This is a genomic window from Vibrio neptunius (genome assembly GCA_019339365.1).
GTDB classification, from domain to species: Bacteria; Pseudomonadota; Gammaproteobacteria; order Enterobacterales; family Vibrionaceae; genus Vibrio; species Vibrio neptunius.
In genome coordinates this window covers 1,268,120-1,284,380 of the sequence record CP079859.1, presented here as the reverse complement: position 1 = coordinate 1,284,380, position 16,261 = coordinate 1,268,120, and the positions used below count along the sequence as shown (strand labels likewise).

General features: G+C 44.1%; 18 protein-coding genes and 3 pseudogenes. 8 read left to right on the top strand and 13 right to left on the bottom strand.

Annotated features, from left to right (window positions below; genetic code table 11):
• Positions 1-10: 10 nt before the first annotated feature.
• Together KW548_06145 and KW548_06140 are read right to left on the bottom strand one after the other, a co-directional pair.
• Positions 11-1,021: a phage major capsid protein, P2 family gene (locus tag KW548_06145; protein ID QXX07576.1), complete on the bottom strand. Its 1,011-nt coding sequence runs from the start codon at positions 1,019-1,021 to the stop codon at positions 11-13.
• Positions 1,021-1,885 (bottom strand): annotated as a pseudogene (locus KW548_06140) (GPO family capsid scaffolding protein). The gene KW548_06145 and the pseudogene KW548_06140 overlap by 1 nt, the downstream one beginning before the upstream one ends.
• Before the next feature lie 166 nt (positions 1,886-2,051).
• On the opposite strand from KW548_06140, the pseudogene KW548_06135 reads away from it, so the two are divergent.
• The 3 genes and pseudogenes from KW548_06135 to KW548_06125 all read left to right on the top strand — a co-directional run bounded on the left by KW548_06135 (position 2,052) and on the right by KW548_06125 (position 5,370).
• Positions 2,052-3,834 (top strand): annotated as a pseudogene (locus tag KW548_06135) (terminase family protein).
• Positions 3,831-4,865 (top strand): phage portal protein, encoded by a 1,035-nt coding sequence (locus KW548_06130; GenBank protein QXX07575.1) that lies wholly within the window; start codon positions 3,831-3,833, stop codon positions 4,863-4,865. The pseudogene KW548_06135 and the gene KW548_06130 overlap by 4 nt, the downstream one beginning before the upstream one ends.
• Positions 4,866-4,930: 65 nt before the next feature.
• Positions 4,931-5,370 (top strand): annotated as a pseudogene (locus KW548_06125) (ogr/Delta-like zinc finger family protein).
• Here KW548_06125 and KW548_06120 read toward each other — a convergent pair.
• Positions 5,371-5,622, bottom strand: coding sequence for a hypothetical protein (locus tag KW548_06120; protein QXX07574.1), 252 nt, complete (start codon positions 5,620-5,622; stop codon positions 5,371-5,373).
• Between the two features lie 241 nt (positions 5,623-5,863).
• Here KW548_06120 and KW548_06115 point away from each other — a divergent pair, with 241 nt between their 5' ends.
• Positions 5,864-6,190, top strand: a complete 327-nt coding sequence (locus KW548_06115) for a helix-turn-helix domain-containing protein (protein ID QXX07573.1) — start codon at positions 5,864-5,866, stop codon at positions 6,188-6,190.
• A gap of 4 nt (positions 6,191-6,194) precedes the next feature.
• Here KW548_06115 and KW548_06110 read toward each other — a convergent pair whose 3' ends face one another.
• Together KW548_06110 and KW548_06105 are read right to left on the bottom strand one after the other, a co-directional pair.
• A complete protein-coding gene (locus KW548_06110) occupies positions 6,195-6,488 on the bottom strand; it encodes a hypothetical protein (GenBank protein ID QXX07572.1) in 294 nt (97 codons plus the stop codon).
• A 12-nt stretch (positions 6,489-6,500) separates the two neighbouring features.
• On the bottom strand, positions 6,501-9,197 hold the full coding sequence (locus tag KW548_06105) for a replication endonuclease (protein QXX07991.1): 2,697 nt from the start codon (positions 9,195-9,197) through the stop codon (positions 6,501-6,503).
• Positions 9,198-9,267: 70 nt separating this feature from the next.
• On the opposite strand from KW548_06105, the gene KW548_06100 reads away from it, so the two are divergent.
• Positions 9,268-9,588, top strand: a complete 321-nt coding sequence (locus tag KW548_06100; protein QXX07571.1) for a hypothetical protein — start codon at positions 9,268-9,270, stop codon at positions 9,586-9,588.
• A 133-nt stretch (positions 9,589-9,721) separates the two neighbouring features.
• On the opposite strand, the gene KW548_06095 is transcribed toward KW548_06100, so the two are convergent.
• The 6 genes from KW548_06095 to KW548_06070 form a co-directional block, all read right to left on the bottom strand.
• Positions 9,722-9,958: a hypothetical protein gene (locus KW548_06095; protein ID QXX07570.1), complete on the bottom strand. Its 237-nt coding sequence runs from the start codon at positions 9,956-9,958 to the stop codon at positions 9,722-9,724.
• Entirely contained in the window at positions 9,940-10,404 is a 465-nt protein-coding gene (locus KW548_06090; protein QXX07569.1) for a DUF3850 domain-containing protein, read from the bottom strand. Before KW548_06090 ends, KW548_06095 begins: the two co-directional genes overlap by 19 nt.
• Positions 10,401-10,832 (bottom strand): hypothetical protein, encoded by a 432-nt coding sequence (locus KW548_06085; protein QXX07568.1) that lies wholly within the window; start codon positions 10,830-10,832, stop codon positions 10,401-10,403. The genes KW548_06090 and KW548_06085 overlap by 4 nt, the downstream gene beginning before the upstream one ends.
• Positions 10,833-10,896: 64 nt before the next feature.
• On the bottom strand, positions 10,897-11,244 hold the full coding sequence (locus tag KW548_06080; GenBank protein QXX07567.1) for a hypothetical protein: 348 nt from the start codon (positions 11,242-11,244) through the stop codon (positions 10,897-10,899).
• Between the two features lie 12 nt (positions 11,245-11,256).
• A complete protein-coding gene (locus KW548_06075) occupies positions 11,257-11,799 on the bottom strand; it encodes a phage regulatory CII family protein (protein ID QXX07566.1) in 543 nt (180 codons plus the stop codon).
• Between the two features lie 110 nt (positions 11,800-11,909).
• On the bottom strand, positions 11,910-12,122 hold the full coding sequence (locus tag KW548_06070) for a hypothetical protein (GenBank protein QXX07565.1): 213 nt from the start codon (positions 12,120-12,122) through the stop codon (positions 11,910-11,912).
• Positions 12,123-12,271: 149 nt separating this feature from the next.
• On the opposite strand from KW548_06070, the gene KW548_06065 reads away from it, so the two are divergent.
• From KW548_06065 to KW548_06055, 3 genes are read left to right on the top strand one after another with little or no spacing between them, the layout of a single operon-like run.
• Positions 12,272-12,931, top strand: a complete 660-nt coding sequence (locus tag KW548_06065; protein QXX07564.1) for a helix-turn-helix domain-containing protein — start codon at positions 12,272-12,274, stop codon at positions 12,929-12,931.
• 26 nt (positions 12,932-12,957) lie between these two features.
• Positions 12,958-13,443: a hypothetical protein gene (locus KW548_06060; protein QXX07563.1), complete on the top strand. Its 486-nt coding sequence runs from the start codon at positions 12,958-12,960 to the stop codon at positions 13,441-13,443.
• A 2-nt stretch (positions 13,444-13,445) separates the two neighbouring features.
• A complete protein-coding gene (locus KW548_06055; GenBank protein ID QXX07562.1) occupies positions 13,446-14,489 on the top strand; it encodes a tyrosine-type recombinase/integrase in 1,044 nt (347 codons plus the stop codon).
• Between the two features lie 458 nt (positions 14,490-14,947).
• Here KW548_06055 and KW548_06050 read toward each other — a convergent pair whose 3' ends face one another.
• Together KW548_06050 and KW548_06045 are read right to left on the bottom strand one after the other, a co-directional pair.
• The gene (locus KW548_06050; protein QXX07561.1) at positions 14,948-15,340 is read right to left on the bottom strand and encodes a hypothetical protein; all 393 of its coding nucleotides are present in this window, start codon (positions 15,338-15,340) and stop codon (positions 14,948-14,950) included.
• Positions 15,341-15,570: 230 nt separating this feature from the next.
• Positions 15,571-16,026: a hypothetical protein gene (locus KW548_06045; GenBank protein ID QXX07560.1), complete on the bottom strand. Its 456-nt coding sequence runs from the start codon at positions 16,024-16,026 to the stop codon at positions 15,571-15,573.
• Between the last annotated feature and the right edge of the window lie 235 nt (positions 16,027-16,261).

Genomic DNA, 16,261 nt, shown 5'->3' with positions numbered 1-16,261 from the left:
GTTTCACCCCTTATGCTGCCGTCGCTGGCGCAACAACAGTGACCGCTTCAATAGCAGCAAACTTTTTAAGGTTGCCTACTGCATAACCTTCCATACGGATATGGTTTTGCTTAAAGCGAAGCTCGTCTTCGTCGTTCTTCTGCTTGCGCCACTGCGTACCCTCCTGCGTTAGGATTTGCAGGTTTTTGGTATTGGTTACCCAAATTTGATTGGCAGGGAAGAACGGCGGTGTGTAAGCCTTTTTACCTGCAATCGTCTTAGCTAGACTTTGTGCAGCTTTGTGTTCCGTTGGACTATCTGCAGCTTCAAGTAGACGGTGCTGTTCAGCAGCAACTAAGTCAGAGCCAACCAACACGACAAGATCCGGATCTTGACGGTGCTCTGGCGCAATGGTGGTGTTGATTAAGTCTTGAGTCAGTGAATCAAGATTTTTGTATGAATCAGGTGTTGTACCCGTTGGGTCGAGGGCGGCTGACGCTAACACTTGAGCTGCCGCTTTCTCTTTTACAATTTTTAACCAGCCCTTGTTGACATCTTGGCCTAACGGATTAGCAACTGGGTCGGTTTTGGCTGCGATAGACGTACCATTGAAACCAATACGCAGCATATCCAGTGCAAAACGACGAGAAATGGCATTTTTCATCATCTTTAACCATTGGTCTTTGGAACCGGAGTTGGCCCATTGAGTCATGGTTTCCCACAGAATATGTGCGCCTGAATCGGTCTTGGTCAGTTCGTAGGTGTTACCACTTTGTCCCACTTCAACGCTAAAGCGTCCAGTATCGGAACGACCTGTCGACAGACCATCATCGCCAACATCGACCACTTGGCCTTTAATTTGTTGAACAGGCAGTAGTGAAACCATTCCAAGGAACGCATCAGACTGCATAATTGCTTGGCGCAGTTTAATTTCCATTGGTGGTGTTAGATTAAACGACTGTGTACCCTGCGGAGCGTTGGCGGCTGATAGCGTTGCTGTGCAGAACTCTTGTAAATAGGTGGTTGATAGTGCATTCAGCATTAAAACATCTCCTTAGATGAGAACTTTTCACTGACACCCGATGGATTAGGCTCTTGATCAGGTACTTCTTTTGATAGTTCAGCGAATTTAGTTTCTAGGCCGCTCACTTTCTCAAGCAACGGATTGAGTTTTTTATCCAGAGTCGCAGAGAACTGCTCAACCGTTGGGCTTTGGTCTTGTTCTTCTACTGGTTGTTCTGGGGCTTCCGCATTGAGGTTGAACTCTTCGGCCAGTTCCTTTTTGAACTCGCTTTTGAATACAGAAAACTGCTCTTTTAGAGCGGCTTTGAGTTGCTCTTCGGTCACGTCGGTGTCCTCTACTATTGATGGAGTTTCTGGCTCTTCATCGCCAGAAGAGAAAAATTCATTGAATGCCGCAAAGAAGCGGTCTTTCTTGGTGAAACAGGCTGAGAAGTCGACTTCTTCAAGAGCACTGCATTCAAGTTCGGTGGTTTCGCCTTGCTTTCGCGAGAATTGAAGGAGCGATGTACCTGTGGAGGCTGGGGAGTCAGTCGCAGCTAGGCCCATTAAATAGCAACGCCCTTCGCCCTTGTAATCGGGATTTGGTTCGATAGATGTAAATAGCTTTTGCTTTTTGCGGTTGGCTTCCAGCATGTAATCGTTAGGCTCAAGCTTTGCGAACAAGCGTAATTTGCCGTCTTTTTCTTCCGCTTTTAGCTCAACCACTTTGCCCCAGTTTTCACCGTAACCATAAAAACGGCGGTGCTCCGGCCAAATCAGTGCGGTGTACTCTTTTGCTGTCATAACTTGCGGCCATTTGCTCTATCCACTCACGGGTAATTTTTCTCCCGTCAACGGTTGGGCCTTCTGTTGCAATGATTTTCCAGTCACTAGTTTTTGGCATTGTTGTACTCAAGCTTGTCAATCACATCTCTGTTTGAGCAAACAATACGCCTTTGAATAAGTCGTTTCAGCCACTTCAATTCCTAGAAATTCGGATTTCGCCCATATCCGAATTCATCCGAATTTTGCTTAGTCATTTGCGAGTTTTCGGGGCGTATGATGCGCTTATGGCCTATTCAGATGAAATAAGAGAAGCCGCCAAAAGGATGTATATCCGTGGCGTACTTCCTAAAGAAATAGCAGCGGAACTGAGCTTAAACAGTTCACGCATTGTTTATACCTGGGCGGAAAAATTCGGCTGGGATTTGCTCGTTAACGATTTGTCTGTTGAAGAGATGGTTAACCGCCGTTTAGCGGTGTTGATTGATAAAGACGAAAAGAGCGACCAACAGCTCAAAGAGATGGACCGTCTTATCGAACATCACGTTAAACTGCTCAAGGCGAATGCTGACGCTAAAGCCAAAGCTGAACGCATGCTTTCGCAAGGCAACTCGAATTCGAATGATTCCGAACAGTCTAATCAAAGCCGCGGTGGTAGTGGCAACAGCAAGAAAAAAAGGCAAAGGCAAAAACAACATCGAGCACCTTTGTGAAGGTGACTTTGTCGATTGGCATGAATCGCTATTCGAATATCAGCATGTCATGCGTAACAACATTAAGCAGCGTATTCGCAACATCCTTAAATCACGCCAGATTGGTGCGACTTACTATTTCAGTGGTGAAGCCTTAGAAGACGCAATTCTAACGGGCGATAACCAAATATTCCTTTCAGCTTCTCGCGCTCAAGCCGAGGTTTTCCGCAGCTACATTATTGCAATTGGTAAAGAGTTCTTAGACATCGAGTTAACTGGCAACCCGATCATTCTTTCTAATGGTGCCGAACTTCGCTTTTTATCAACCAACAGTAAAACAGCCCAGAGTTACCACGGCCATGTTTATGTCGATGAGTATTTCTGGATACCCAAGTTTGACGAGCTGAACAAACTTGCTTCAGCTATGGCTACGCATAAGAAGTGGCGCAAAACTTACTTTTCTACGCCATCATCGAAGATGCACCAGGCTTACCCATTTTGGACAGGCGACCAGTGGCGCAAAGGCAAAGATTCTCGCGCAAAGATTGAATTCCCGACCTTTGAAGAATATCGCGACGGAGGCCGACTCTGCGATGATAAACAATGGCGTTATGTTGTCACCATTGAAGATGCGGCCAACGGTGGTTGTGACCTATTCGATATTGACGAACTGCGTGAAGAGTACAGCCAAGACGATTTCGAAAACCTGTTCATGTGTGTGTTTGTTGATGGGGCCCTGTCTGTATTCAAGTTTTCAGACCTTGAAAAAGGCATGGTGGATGCCGCCCACTGGCAAGACTTCAAGCCAAATAACAAACGTCCTTTTGCCCATCGAGAAGTTTGGTTGGGTTACGACCCAAGCCGAACCCGAGACAACGCATGTTTGGTGGTCGTGGCTCCGCCTGTCGGAGCGGGTGAAAGGTTCCGCGTACTAGAAAAGCACTATTGGAAAGGGCTCAACTTCCAATATCACGTTTCAGAAATCGAAAAAGTATTTGAGCGCTATAAGGTAACTTATATCGGAGTAGATACCACTGGCATTGGCGGTGGTGTTTGGGATTTGATTTCGAAGAAGTACCCGCGTGAAGCTCACGCAATCCACTACAGCAACGAAAACAAAAACCGCCTAGTGATGAAGATGATCGACATCGTAGAGGCCAAACGAATTCAATTTGATGCCGAACACAAAGACATTGCAATGGCGTTTATGGCGATTAAGCGAGTACCAACGGCCAGCGGCAACGCCATGACATTCAAAGCAGAACGCAGCCAAACCACAGGCCACGCCGATGCATTCTGGGCTATCTCACACGCCATTATTAATGAGCCGTTAGACCACTCAACACCAACTAAATCAACTTGGGCAACCGCAGCATGACAGAACAAACCGATCACTTAGTAACACAAGAATACAACTCCCCATCATCGGTGTATGGCGTAGACCTTGGCGCACCTGAATCCATTGATTCAAATAGTTGGATGACAAACTACACGGACTTGTTTTACAACGACACTGACGATTATTGGGAACCGCCAATCTCACCCGAAGGGCTAGCAGATATCGCAAGGGCAAACGCCTACCATGGTTCGCTATTGGTTGCCCGTGGCAATTATGTCACCGCTCGTTTTCAGCAAGGTGCCATCCGTCGAAAGCAAATGCTGGCTTTCTGCCGTGATTACTTCCAATTTGGTCATGGTGCATTATTGAAGATTCGAGATCACTTTGGTCGAGTAGTCCGCTTTCATCCATTACCCGCTATGTACCTTCGTAAACGCAAGAATGGGAAAATTGTTATTTTGGAGCGTGACAACAAACAACGCACTTACAACCCAGATGATGTCATTTTCTTGAGCCAATACGACCCACAACAGCAGGTTTATGGTTTGCCTGATTATCTAGGCAGCATTCAAAGCAGCATGTTGAACCAAGACGCCACGTTGTTCAGACGTCGATACTTCAAGAACGGTGCTCACATGGGCTTTATCTTCTATGCCACTGACCCGAATCTAAGTGATGATGATGAAAAGATGTTAAAAGAGAAGATCGCCAGTTCGAAAGGGGTTGGTAACTTTAGAAGCATGTTTGTGAATATTCCCAATGGTCATGAAAAGGGCATTCAGTTGATACCCGTTGGCGACATAGCCACAAAGGATGAATTCGAGCGAATTAAGAACATCACCGCTCAAGACATCCTTGTAGGTCACCGATTCCCTGCAGGGAAAGGGGGAATGATGCCGCAACCTGGTTCAAACTTCCCTGATCCAGAAAAGGTCGGTCGTGAATATGACAAAGACGAGATAATTCCCGTATGCGAACTGATTATGGATGAAGTGAACAATGACCCGGAAATCATAAGCTTAAAAAGTCTGCATTTAAAGTTTGATGTAGTGGGTGGAGACCAAGCATGACACTGTACAAAAAACCATATACTGACGTATTATTAGACTGTCAGTCAGTTATGTTAGGTCCAAATATGAAAGTGCTTTGTAAGTGCGGAAAAGCCTCGTTTATTAGCCGCGAAAACCAAACAGAAGAAAACGCCGCCGAATTGCTGTGTTCATGCAGTGACCCAACATGCGGTCATACCTTTGTTAATTCGGTTGCCTATAAAAAAACTCTAAAGCAATCCGCACTTCACTTAGGTATTGGAGCTACATTCTCAAACGGTAGGGTCACATGTGGTTGCGGCTCCAATGCTGTCATTAATAAGACGAATCGCCTCTCAATAGATTGCGCTGATATGTATTGTGAGTGTAAGAATGAGTCTTGTGGGCATCAATTTGTCATGTCTTCTTACTTCAGCCATTCGCTTAGCCCATCCGCGAAAACGACCAGCGAACTGGCCGTTTCTTTGATTCGAGCCCTCCCCCTCAACAGAGGCATGAGCTCAACCAACAACTTTCAATGTTCTAGTTATTTTCTGAAAGCAGGATTTTCTATATCTGAAGCCATCTCGATGATACTCAAGATGGCTTTTTGTTTTTCTGCATCCAAATTGCCGTTCATGTCTGCCATGATCAGTCCCGAGATGTACACCCCAGCTTGCTGCATAACTCTGCTTGCTTCACTACACGCAACACCATCTATTACGATCTGCAAAGCTGCAAGGGATACATCTTCCTTACCGTAAGTCTGACCTACAGCTACTTCTTTTAAACCAGACATTTAGCCTCCTAACTGACGATTTTACTGTATATTAATACAGTAGTTTTTGACTAACAAATTTATTGTGATGTTTTGTCGCCTATAATTTTTAGTAATGCGACATAAACTCATACCTAGCTCGCGCATAATACATAAGGTGCATACCCGTAAAACCTATGCGGATCACCATTCCATAAAGGCTCGTCACCGTTGGCATATAAATCGCAATTACTAGTCAGGAGTGACTTAGGAATCTGACTCTGTGCCTAAAAAAAACAAACAATTAGAGCCAATAATTGAGTATTTGATCCAATTAAGGGTTCAAAATCGCAAAAGCCAAGAGCAAATTGCGAATCAAACTAGTATCTCGCTTACGTCTTACCAGCGCATCGAGCAGGGAAAACGCGATCCTAGACTGAGCGAGTTACAACGGCTATTTGAATACTACGGTATTACTTGGTTGGACTTTGCGTGGGCTGAACTTGAAAAACGGTCAATCAGTGAGATGGATTTGGCGGCGGCTATGAAGCATGTTCCAGTTCATATCCGCCAACCAATACTTGAGTTGATAAAGGCTGTTAGTATCTAGAACATTATCTTTGGGGTTTTCTCGATTTTACCTGAAAAGGGAAAAAACACTGTCGACTATAGCTGCCACTTGGCCCGTGACCAGAAACGGTAAGTAATGGCGACTCTTTACCGCGTACAGCACTCTCAAGTTCCCCTTTACTTATTGTCGTCATTTTAGGGCTCCACCCGAAAGTTCTAAGCAATGCTGAATCTTCACCCTCACTAATATCTAAAGGGAAACTGCTAGGGTTCTTAATTGCTTCAACAATCTTTTCTAAAACTATTAGGGCTTGTTGTTCTTGTTTGTTCAATTTCATAGTTCCTTTCTCCTACATTAACGGCCAGTCGTCCCCGTCAGGGAAAATCGACAGGTCAGGTTGTTGATACTCTTGCTTTTCTGGTTGGGCGAATAGGTTGTCCCAACCCTCGAAGTCCATCCAATTGGTGTCCTCCGAACGTTGACGGCTCACTTCTACCAACTGGGCAGGGCGTTTATTGCCGCGTTCGTCTAACTCCGCTGGGCGGATTTGAATACTGGTTGCATCGTCGATGCGAATTGAACTGCCTTTTAACAGTGCGGCCAGTGTCGCTTCATCAATGTTTGGTGGTGAATCCACCATTTTTCTCTTTGGATTTAATAAACGGGTAAGCTGATCGCTGACCTGTACGATCGAAGGCTCCGTACAGTTATTGACAGAACTCCGAGAGGAGCCAAAGGCTCCAATTGCGGTCGCGTCGCTCCCTTGGGTGCACGCTTCAGCATCTTCGTTAACTTTTGATTTTTTGATAATCGTCCAGACTTTAGTGCGGGTTTTGACGGTTTCTTCTGGTGTGGTGAAACCTTCAATCTTACGGACGTCTTCGCCATGTGGTGAGGCAAAGGGTAGAACCTGATAAGAGTTCACGATAAGCAAATCATCACGCTTAACGAATGGACCACCTTGCCCCATGATGTAGCCTTTCCAATTTCCATGGTCAGCAGCCGCAAGCGTACCTGCGATTCTTGATTGTTTTGAATCGCCTCGCGCTTGGTAGCTATCACCGATCACTTGCATCAACTCTTTGTTGGTTATCAACTTGCTAGGCTTGATTGGCCCAACCAAATCACGTTGCAGCATCGAGTAAATAGTGAGTAGGTCGACACGCTCTTGCATGAAGAGGTATTTCATAAACGCTTTTTTGTTTTGGCTAGCGAAGCGGCGTAGTTCTCGGTAAGTGGTCACTGGCGCACCACCGAAGAACTGAAACTGGCGAATGTTCCAACGGCTCTTCCACGCACTAACATTTTTAGCCATGGCTTTGACAGATTTTCCAGTTTCGTCTGAAACCTCATCATCCATCGCATAGCCATCAATGTTCTTTGAAATGTATTTGGCAATGTAGCCCGTAGCTGTACCTTGTTCTGGATCGATAAAGCCCACATCACAACGGGGTGTGTAATCTAGGTTAAGTGTGGTTAACCCCTCCTGCTTTATTGGCCAGACTTGCACTGACTCTGGCAACTCCACACGAGGGCGGCGAGTCATTGGTTTAACAGGAAAATTGTTTTCGTAGACCTTTTTGTAAACCTTGAATGGGTTTTCAGCGGTTGGCTGCACGTAGTTAAATGACGCCACGGGCAACCACTGTTCTTTAGGGAGCAACTCTGCACAATCTTCCTTCACGGCGTATTGAATAAAGATATTGGTAATGCGCAGTACGTCTTGGGGCTTTACCCAAATGAGCAAGTGCCAGTGCGGAGTGCCATCATGATGCGGCTCGGCAACACGTACACCGAACCAACGCAAACCTAATCGGCCTAGCTTGGCGCGAATTCGTTGCCAGACATTGTTTAAGTATGATTGTGCATCACGCGGGCTTGCTCCGTTCCAATGGTCAATAAAGCCGCCTTTGTTGTAGCTGTTGTGGTATTTCGAAGGAGTGGTCAGCGTAAGAAACAATCCCTGTAAACCCAGCTCATCGCCAATGTTTTCAAAACCTCGGCAGCGGGTCATAAGCTCATGACGACGAATCGCAGGGTTAGAAACACTCTTGAGCACCATGTCTGCAAGCTCTGCTTTTTCTCCCGTTTCTTCATCAAGTAGCGACCTGTTTTTGATAGCTTGCCAATTATTGTGGTCCTGCTCTTTATGTTCGCGAACACAATCCCAACTCGCATAAGGTGACGCTTTTGAAGAAACTTGACCCATAGCAATTGCTAGGTGTTCACGCATGATTTTTCGTGCTTTCGCTAAGCAACGCAGCCACCACTTTTCGCAGCGAGTCTTTGAGATATGTTGGAAGACATTTTCAGGACTAAGCTTTTTTCCTGCACCAGGTGGTTTAATTCCAAACCCTTGAATCAGCTCAGCCGTCTGGCGGTATAAAATCAGCGCGGCAAACTCCTCTCCTTCTGGAGTATCACAGTCTGTGTCTTCGGTGAGTCGGGTTTGGAATTTAACGACTATGCAAGACAGCTTGAATGCCATCTCCTTTAATTCGCTTTTTTCCAACTCGGCCAGTAAACGATTCTTAACTGGTTTATGGCTTGCTTTCACTTCACCAAAATCAAACGAGCCTTGCTCTGGTTTTAGGTATTCTGGTTCACGGTGCTCTGTAAAGAACGCGGGGTGAAATGGATCGTCCCCTTCTCCGAATTCTTTAGACAGCAGCGCTACTTTTTGGGTGGTTGGTAGTAGCTTGTATTTTTCAAGTACCATCAATGCACGTTCGGAGGCAGGTGCCACTTTCGTGCGAAGATATGTATTGGCTTTTTGGTATCCACCTTTTTCGCAGAGATCGACATAGCGGCGAACAAAGTACTTGGTTAGATAATCAGGCAGGTCTTTAATCCTGTCTGAAATCCACTCAAAGTCCCTTGGGTTAGCTTCAAACAATCGACGCTCAACAACGCTTAAGTCATCAGGCTCTACTTGTTTTTTGGGATGATAACTTGGCTCAATGCAAGCATCCCTCTCGTCAATAGCAACAAGAGGAGTTCGCCATTTAAACTTTAGAGGTGTTAGGGGATGGTAGTAAGTTAGCATTTTCAATCTGTCTCACTGGAAAACAACTTTCACATATGATTTAGTTGGCATATCAAAAGGATGGAAAGTTATGAAAACAAAGAAATTTACGAATCGCGGAATAGAGCCTTCGCAAGAGCCACAGATAGCCGCATTTGTTGAACAATGCCCGCCCTCACCTAGAACGGGCATGATCATGCGTGTTGCGATACTCGCCAACGCACAAGATGGACTCACAGAACCAAAGCCATATCGAACGTTCAAAACCATTGGCAAAGACGAATACTTTTCACTGTGTGAACACCTTGAAAGCATTGGTTTAAGTGAGTACTCCATTAAAAACACAGACTTCGATGCCATTTTTTATGAGCCAGTATTTGAAATGGAGTTCTTCAACGAGGGAATGCTGTAGCCCTTTCTTACATCTCTGAACTCTTGTCTGAGTACTTCTAAGCCAAAAACAGAAGCTACTTTTCGAACGTAGATTTTGGTGTAGTAGTAGCGAGTTGGCGTTAGCATTCCTATTTTTGCTTTGGTCGCTGTAATCATGCTGCCTCCAATTCTTGAGTTGTCACCAACATATAGCCGCCTTTGCCACTTCCCTTGCTGAGAATGCCTCTATCAACTGGGGGAATCACGCAGCAGTCGAGAACACTGCAAGCTTGGTTTACGGCATCAGCCATTGATTCAAAGTCACCAATCAGTACATTAGCCACTTCCTGCGTGTCTTCATGGCGAATAATTCCGCCATCCGGACAAAGCGCTATCGCTGCGTATTGCATGGCTCACCTCCTACTTTCACAACAAGCTCGTTAGCCATATCAATAAATGCACGAGCATCATTCGCCGTTCTTTCAGCATCTGCAGTGGTATGCCCTGACTGCTTGATGATGTCGTGGCTTGCATCAATGCAGTCACACGTTTCCTGCAGACGATCACGTAAAAAGCAGATCAGGTTTAGAGCTGATTTGCTGGTACCGCTTTTTAATGACAGGACACACCAACCCTCTGCGATACCAAATTGACCACCGTGTAAAACGTGGCTAACTTCGGCATTCGCTTCTTGTCCGGTGTATTCACCGTTTAAATCGATTTCACGCAGGTGTAAGCAGTCACCCGTTTGATAATCACGATCATTGATGCGGACTTCGTGTGTTTTGCGGTGGGCGAGAACGTCAGCAAAATGGACGGATTGAATTTTTAGTTCATGAATAGTGCGGTTGCTCATGCTTCCACCTCTGCTTTTGCTTCGGCTTCTTCACGGGCTTCAATGATTAGCTCTGTTAGTTGGCTTTCGATAAATAGAAGCTGTTCAAGAGCATTCTTTCTGTCAACGTATACGCATTCGAACATCAATTTTTTGCGGTCATGCGATTGGTAATCAGTGCTTGCTTGATTAACATAAACTTGGAGTTGTCTTACATGCCCTGAAAATTCAGTAAACACATGAATCACATCAGTGTTCGCAATCGCCAGCGCATTAATTGCGTTAACGATGTCCAATACTTCTCTATCCGTATTCAAACCACTAAGTAATTTCTGTTTATATGCCAATGCTTCAGCAGGTAGGCTTTTGTTACCGATAGAACCAATGTTAGCGGTTAACGCTTCATCTATGAGGTTTCTTGCTTTGGTTAGTTTTTCATATGTATTCATCTTCTATGCTCCTACGCTAAGACGAAAAAAAAGCCCCCTTTTACAGGGGCAAGGCTGGCTAGGTTTAATGTGTACTACTGAATTGGAAATGCTTGAGGCGACGAACATCACCCAACTTGTTGTCGAACCCGACAATCGCATCTTTCAGATACCCCATACCCTTGCGCACTTTGTGCAGCTCTAGGTCTGTGAAATCGTCAAAATCTCTTTGATAGTCTCTAGGGGGCATCCCACCTGCGATCAGGATTAAGCCGCGAGTTTTATCGGGTAGAGAGTTATAAAAACTGCGGATCTTGCAGCGTGTCGCTGCGCCATTGAACAAGGCTCTGCAAGACGCAATGCTCACTGCTGCATCTGGTGTTGTTTGTGTTGTTTGGAATTCTTCTTGTTGTGTAGTAGCTAACTGACTCATGGTTGTCACTCCTTAGGCAAAGCCGGGCATAGGCGCACCATTAGCCAGAAAGTCTGTGCCCATCTGTACTAGGGGCTGCAGGCCTGTGGTGCGGTTTTCAAGGTCATTGATAAGCAAAACGAGGTTGCCCAAAGCCGCTTGTGCTTTGGCGAGTGTTTTGCGTTTGGTAGATCGCGGTAAACGCTCTGCATTGCAGATATTCAATGCATTGCTAGAAAGCTCACCCGAATCGGCCGAGAGTTGAAGCACTCTCTCTAGATAGGTTTTCTGCTCTTCTGCGGTTTGTGGTACCGGAACAGTAACGACTCCATCTTCTGAAAAAATCGTGTTTGGGATGGTGTAGTCGCCCGTGACTTTGCAGATCATGGCCATTATTGGCGCGGGTAGATGGCGTGGCTGCGCTGGATTAAGCATGTTTCTCAATGCCTGACCATCCATGCCAATTGCTCTAGCCACTTTCTCAATGTCGTGATTGACAACAAAATCACAACAAACAGCGTCATAAGATTGTTGTTTGCGTTCACGTAATTCAAATATGGCGTTATTCATCGTCATAACTCAAACTCTTATAAGAACGGAGGAACGAGAATGACTGCCCACGCGAAGACGTGTAGCCACAATGGGCAGTAGTTTTTAGTCGGGGTTAAGGAGGAAAAGCGCATGACTTACCCTAGCTTCTCTAACGTTTCACGAGCTGCGATTTCATACATCGCAACCAAGTTCACTTCTGGGTTGTCACGAGGGTTTAGTTTGTTTCTCAGTATGATGCGACCGTCATTAACCATGTCGGTGAAGGTTGAGTTCGCAATTCCGGTAATGTCTTGAAACTTACGTTTTGGAAGAAATGCGACCAAAGGCGGTTGGGCTAGTATCTGCATGATGTTATCCTGACTCGTTAAATGACTAACTGTGTGTTTTCGGGTTTGTCCGGTTCGAAGCGTCATCGTCCGAAAACAATATGAGTATAGATCGTCAAACATCGAATTTAAAAGCGATAAATGACAATTTAGGATTAAAAGTGTGATCTATGGATGCAAATAGCAAGATTATTCCGCCATTTGAATATATGAAAGGTACTGAATTCACTAAACAGCTAAAGAGAGTTACTGGCTGTGTAGACTTTCAAGAGCTTGGATTGTTACTTAACGTCCCTAAAGCCACATTTAGCACCTGGAACACGCACGACAGAACGTCACATGAGCTAATCGTGCGCTTACACCTAGCTCTAGGGATTCCGATTGAAGAATTAGCTCTGAATCCTGAAGACCGAAAACTTGCAAACCAAGTAAAGGAACCTGCAAAACTCTATAAGGTTAATAGTGAAGATAAGTCACAAATCGCTAAACAGCATTCTGTAGTCGTTCTGTCCTCTTATTGCCTCACTAATGGTCAGTTGATTGAAACTGGCGAAATTCCTTATTCAGTTCGCATGTTCAATAGTTGGGATTTGTCTTCTAGTGAAACAATTGAAATTGAAACTAATGAAGGACGGTATCTGGTAGACAAACGGTTTACAGATCCCGTAAGCGGATACTACTTGATTGATATGAATGGTCGTATGTCGATTAACCACATTCAAATGCTACCGAACAAACTAGCTATTGTCTTTGGTGATGCGACCGTAGAAGTTGCCGAAGAGGACATCAAGGTTGTCGGTCGTGTGGCAGTAAATTTAACGAAACAATAATTTTTAAATTGGTTAGGAATAAAATCATGAAAACTAAACACTTACTCTTCTTATCAATAAGTGCAAGTTTAGGCTTAACAGGATGTGGTGGTGAAGCCAACGAGCAATTTAAAGTCAATAGCGTCACAGCATCTGATTTCGCCTATACAATGGCAAACCAACCTGCTGTAGATTTGCAGCTTCAACAGAGTGAAAACAATTTTTGCCAAATCACCTTGCTACGTTCAAATGTTAAAGAAGGGTTCACAGCGTCTCTTAAACAACAAAGTACTGGTTCTTTAAGCTCTAGTTGTTATTGGAATGGTAATTTGTACATTCAATCTTCTAAGCACCCTACGATTGCCAACCTGAAAATCAATAAGATCGACGAAACCAATCAGTCTGCTTCATTCACTACTTCACTAAAGCTTGTAAACAATAAGACGCTTGATAGTTACTTCGAGATTAAAGATGTCACTTTCACAGTAGCAGGTCAGCAATACACCAATTTAACGACGATTCCCTCTGAATAAAAATGACCGTTCGTAATCTAAAAGACGGCAGTAAAAAACCTTGGTTAGTAGAATGTTACCCAAACGGGCGCGCTGGTAAGCGCGTCCGTAAACGTTTCCCAACTAAAGGTGAGGCTAGCTCATTTGAAGTTTACTTGATGCGACAAGTAGACGATAAACCTTGGCTCGGAGATAAGCCCGATCACCGTAGACTTAGCGAGTTACTTGAGGTTTGGTGGCAGGTTCATGGTCATACAATAAAGTCCGGCAAAGATATTTACCGAAAAACAGCGCTTACTATCAAAGAACTGGGCGACCCTGTCGCTTCTACTTTCACAGCAAAACAGTATCTTGAATTTAGGGCCAATCGAGTCAGCCACTTTCACAAAGACGATAAAAAGTCTTTGTCTCCGGTTTATCAAAACTTTCAGTTGTCTTTGCTGCGGGGAATGTTTAGCCGGCTAATCAAGTACAAGCAGTGGAAGTTACCCAACCCACTTGAAGAACTAGAGCCAATCAAAACCGATCAACGCTCATTGGCGTTTTTGGCAAAACCAGATATACAAGTATTTTTAGACCAACTGATTGGGTTCGATAACCATTCCGTTAAGTCGGTTTCTATTCCGCAAATTGTCTTGGTTGCTAAAATTTGTTTGGCCACTGGTGCTCGAATTAGTGAAGCACTATCGCTTAAGTGCTCTCAAGTCTCTAAGTACAAGCTGACTTTCACAGAAACGAAAGGTAAACGCATTCGTTCGGTACCAATTTCAGAGAACCTGTACAATGAGATCATGGATATGGCGGTTAGCAACAACGATGTGTTTTCCACCACTTATGGTTCTGCTCATCGCTACATAAAGCAAGCACTACCAGGCTATGTTCCAGATGGACAGGCTACCCATGTTCTGAGGCACACTTTCGCCACTCACTTTATGATGAACCGTGGCGACATTCTGATTTTGCAGCGAATTCTTGGGCATCAGAAAATTGAACAAACGATGGCCTACGCACACTTCTCCCCTGACCACCTTATTCAAGCAGTGCAGCTTAATCCGTTAGAGAATTAGTTTCGGCCAAGATTTACGAAGTGGTAATGAAAGTTGCTCTAGTTGCAACTTGGCTTGGGACAGAGGCGTGTCAGGGTCTCTTCTAATTTAGCGATCCTTGAATAACTTTTCGTATACCAAAATGCGGAAAGTCACCGCTTGGTGAGGTGCCTTTTGTGATAAGAAATGGACAAAACTGAGTCAATAACTTCGCTAAATTAGCAAGTGATGTATTAACTAAGGTATGGCATCGCTGAGATGATTTAAAATTCTGTTTTTGGATTTTGATAAGAAAGGACGCATGTGCTTCGCCGTATGAATTCGAACTCTCGATTACAAGCCATTAAAAATAAGTTTCTTATTTTCAAAAATTTAATGACAGGGCAGTCCTTAGCTTTGTACCAGTTCTTTGTACCACTTTGTTCTTGTCAAAGAGAAGGATTGATAAGTCGACTCCTAATTAAAGCTAAGCAGCTTTCTTAACTACGTGCTGCTATAAACTGAAGCAACTCAATACCTTCATCTGTTAACTGATCACCGGTATCAATGATGTCAATTGCTTGATGACCATCCGAGAACAAACTTCTTATACCAGTTAAAGCTCCACCGTTAAGGCCAACTACCAAGCCATTGTAAATCCTGTTCATTACCACTCTAAAAAAGGTTCTGATTTCACCGTGAGTCATAGACAGTGTCTGCTCTACACCAATAACATCATTAACTATTGTCTGAAGTATGAATACCCTATATGGGCTAATCTCGATACCTTTATAGTCCAACGCTTCTGGAAGCTCAGGCTTCTTATCAATCGTTGGATTGTTCATTTCCACTTTTGCCCCTTTAATAGCAGTTACAACAGTATCAACGTCCATCACAACATCATTGTGAGTTTCTACAGAACATTCCCCTTCCGCATTAATGTACTTTTTCCACCACTGATAAAGCTATCGCTTATCCGAATCCCATAATTATCTTGGCCACCGTCATCAATATCATGAAAGCCAAAGTATTCTCTACAGTCAGGACACTTGCTAGGTCTTGCAGACAGCAGCATACTGATATTCAAGCCACAGTTAGAACAGTTGACATGATATTTTTTCATTTACCTTTCCACATCAGTATCATTGACTTTTACAACACCTTTATTAGATGCCTTTGCAACTGCTTCGTAGTTCTTTATCCTGCCTCCATTAATTATTACTTCTCCTCCAGAATCAGCTTCGAATGCTCTTGGCTTCGACTGAGACCTTAGTTCTTCAACGTTATCCACTTTATTACTTTGTACTCTCTCTTGATGCTCTAGGTAACGATCTATTAATATCAGAACAATACCCAAGATAATTAAACATACTGATAGCAACGGGGTGAATGAAGGCGCACTATAGCCGTCTGACTCTGATACTAAGTTAAAAGTATTTCTTATTAAGTCATCTAACAATGGGTACCAATACGGATATAAGCCACCAGTAAAGCCCCCCGTAATCAAAAGGCCTCCCATCAAAGTACATTGATTCGGTTTCATTTCTTTTCTTATCTTTATAACGGATTTCACTATCATATTTCACCTCCCCTCGTTCTAAAACATCCTTTATATGCATATGGTAGTATTTGTTCAATATTCAAGCCCTGTATGTAGCATTCTTCCAAGTCAGCGTATTAATAAGGCATACCCATATGGCTGCAGTCAAATCATGATCGGACAATACCCATTAGGGTTAGTTTGCATTTATGAGCGCTATAACTTTGAGCATATCTAAGAACCAAGTGAGTACATTTAGTGGCACGTATCGCTT

Excerpts from the sequence above, each read along its gene's own strand:
- KW548_06145 (QXX07576.1), bottom strand. The coding sequence starts at position 1,021 with ATGCTGAATGCACTATCAACCACCTATTTACAAGAGTTCTGCACAGCA.
- KW548_06130 (QXX07575.1), top strand. The coding sequence starts at position 3,831 with ATGACAGAACAAACCGATCACTTAGTAACACAAGAATACAACTCCCCA.
- KW548_06120 (QXX07574.1), bottom strand. The coding sequence starts at position 5,622 with ATGTCTGGTTTAAAAGAAGTAGCTGTAGGTCAGACTTACGGTAAGGAA.
- KW548_06110 (QXX07572.1), bottom strand. The coding sequence starts at position 6,488 with ATGAAATTGAACAAACAAGAACAACAAGCCCTAATAGTTTTAGAAAAG.
- KW548_06105 (QXX07991.1), bottom strand. The coding sequence starts at position 9,197 with ATGCTAACTTACTACCATCCCCTAACACCTCTAAAGTTTAAATGGCGA.
- KW548_06100 (QXX07571.1), top strand. The coding sequence starts at position 9,268 with ATGAAAACAAAGAAATTTACGAATCGCGGAATAGAGCCTTCGCAAGAG.
- KW548_06095 (QXX07570.1), bottom strand. The coding sequence starts at position 9,958 with ATGCAATACGCAGCGATAGCGCTTTGTCCGGATGGCGGAATTATTCGC.
- KW548_06090 (QXX07569.1), bottom strand. The coding sequence starts at position 10,404 with ATGAGCAACCGCACTATTCATGAACTAAAAATTCAATCCGTCCATTTT.
- KW548_06085 (QXX07568.1), bottom strand. The coding sequence starts at position 10,832 with ATGAATACATATGAAAAACTAACCAAAGCAAGAAACCTCATAGATGAA.
- KW548_06080 (QXX07567.1), bottom strand. The coding sequence starts at position 11,244 with ATGAGTCAGTTAGCTACTACACAACAAGAAGAATTCCAAACAACACAA.
- KW548_06075 (QXX07566.1), bottom strand. The coding sequence starts at position 11,799 with ATGACGATGAATAACGCCATATTTGAATTACGTGAACGCAAACAACAA.
- KW548_06070 (QXX07565.1), bottom strand. The coding sequence starts at position 12,122 with ATGCAGATACTAGCCCAACCGCCTTTGGTCGCATTTCTTCCAAAACGT.
- KW548_06065 (QXX07564.1), top strand. The coding sequence starts at position 12,272 with ATGGATGCAAATAGCAAGATTATTCCGCCATTTGAATATATGAAAGGT.
- KW548_06060 (QXX07563.1), top strand. The coding sequence starts at position 12,958 with ATGAAAACTAAACACTTACTCTTCTTATCAATAAGTGCAAGTTTAGGC.
- KW548_06055 (QXX07562.1), top strand. The coding sequence starts at position 13,446 with ATGACCGTTCGTAATCTAAAAGACGGCAGTAAAAAACCTTGGTTAGTA.
- KW548_06050 (QXX07561.1), bottom strand. The coding sequence starts at position 15,340 with ATGGACGTTGATACTGTTGTAACTGCTATTAAAGGGGCAAAAGTGGAA.
- KW548_06045 (QXX07560.1), bottom strand. The coding sequence starts at position 16,026 with ATGATAGTGAAATCCGTTATAAAGATAAGAAAAGAAATGAAACCGAAT.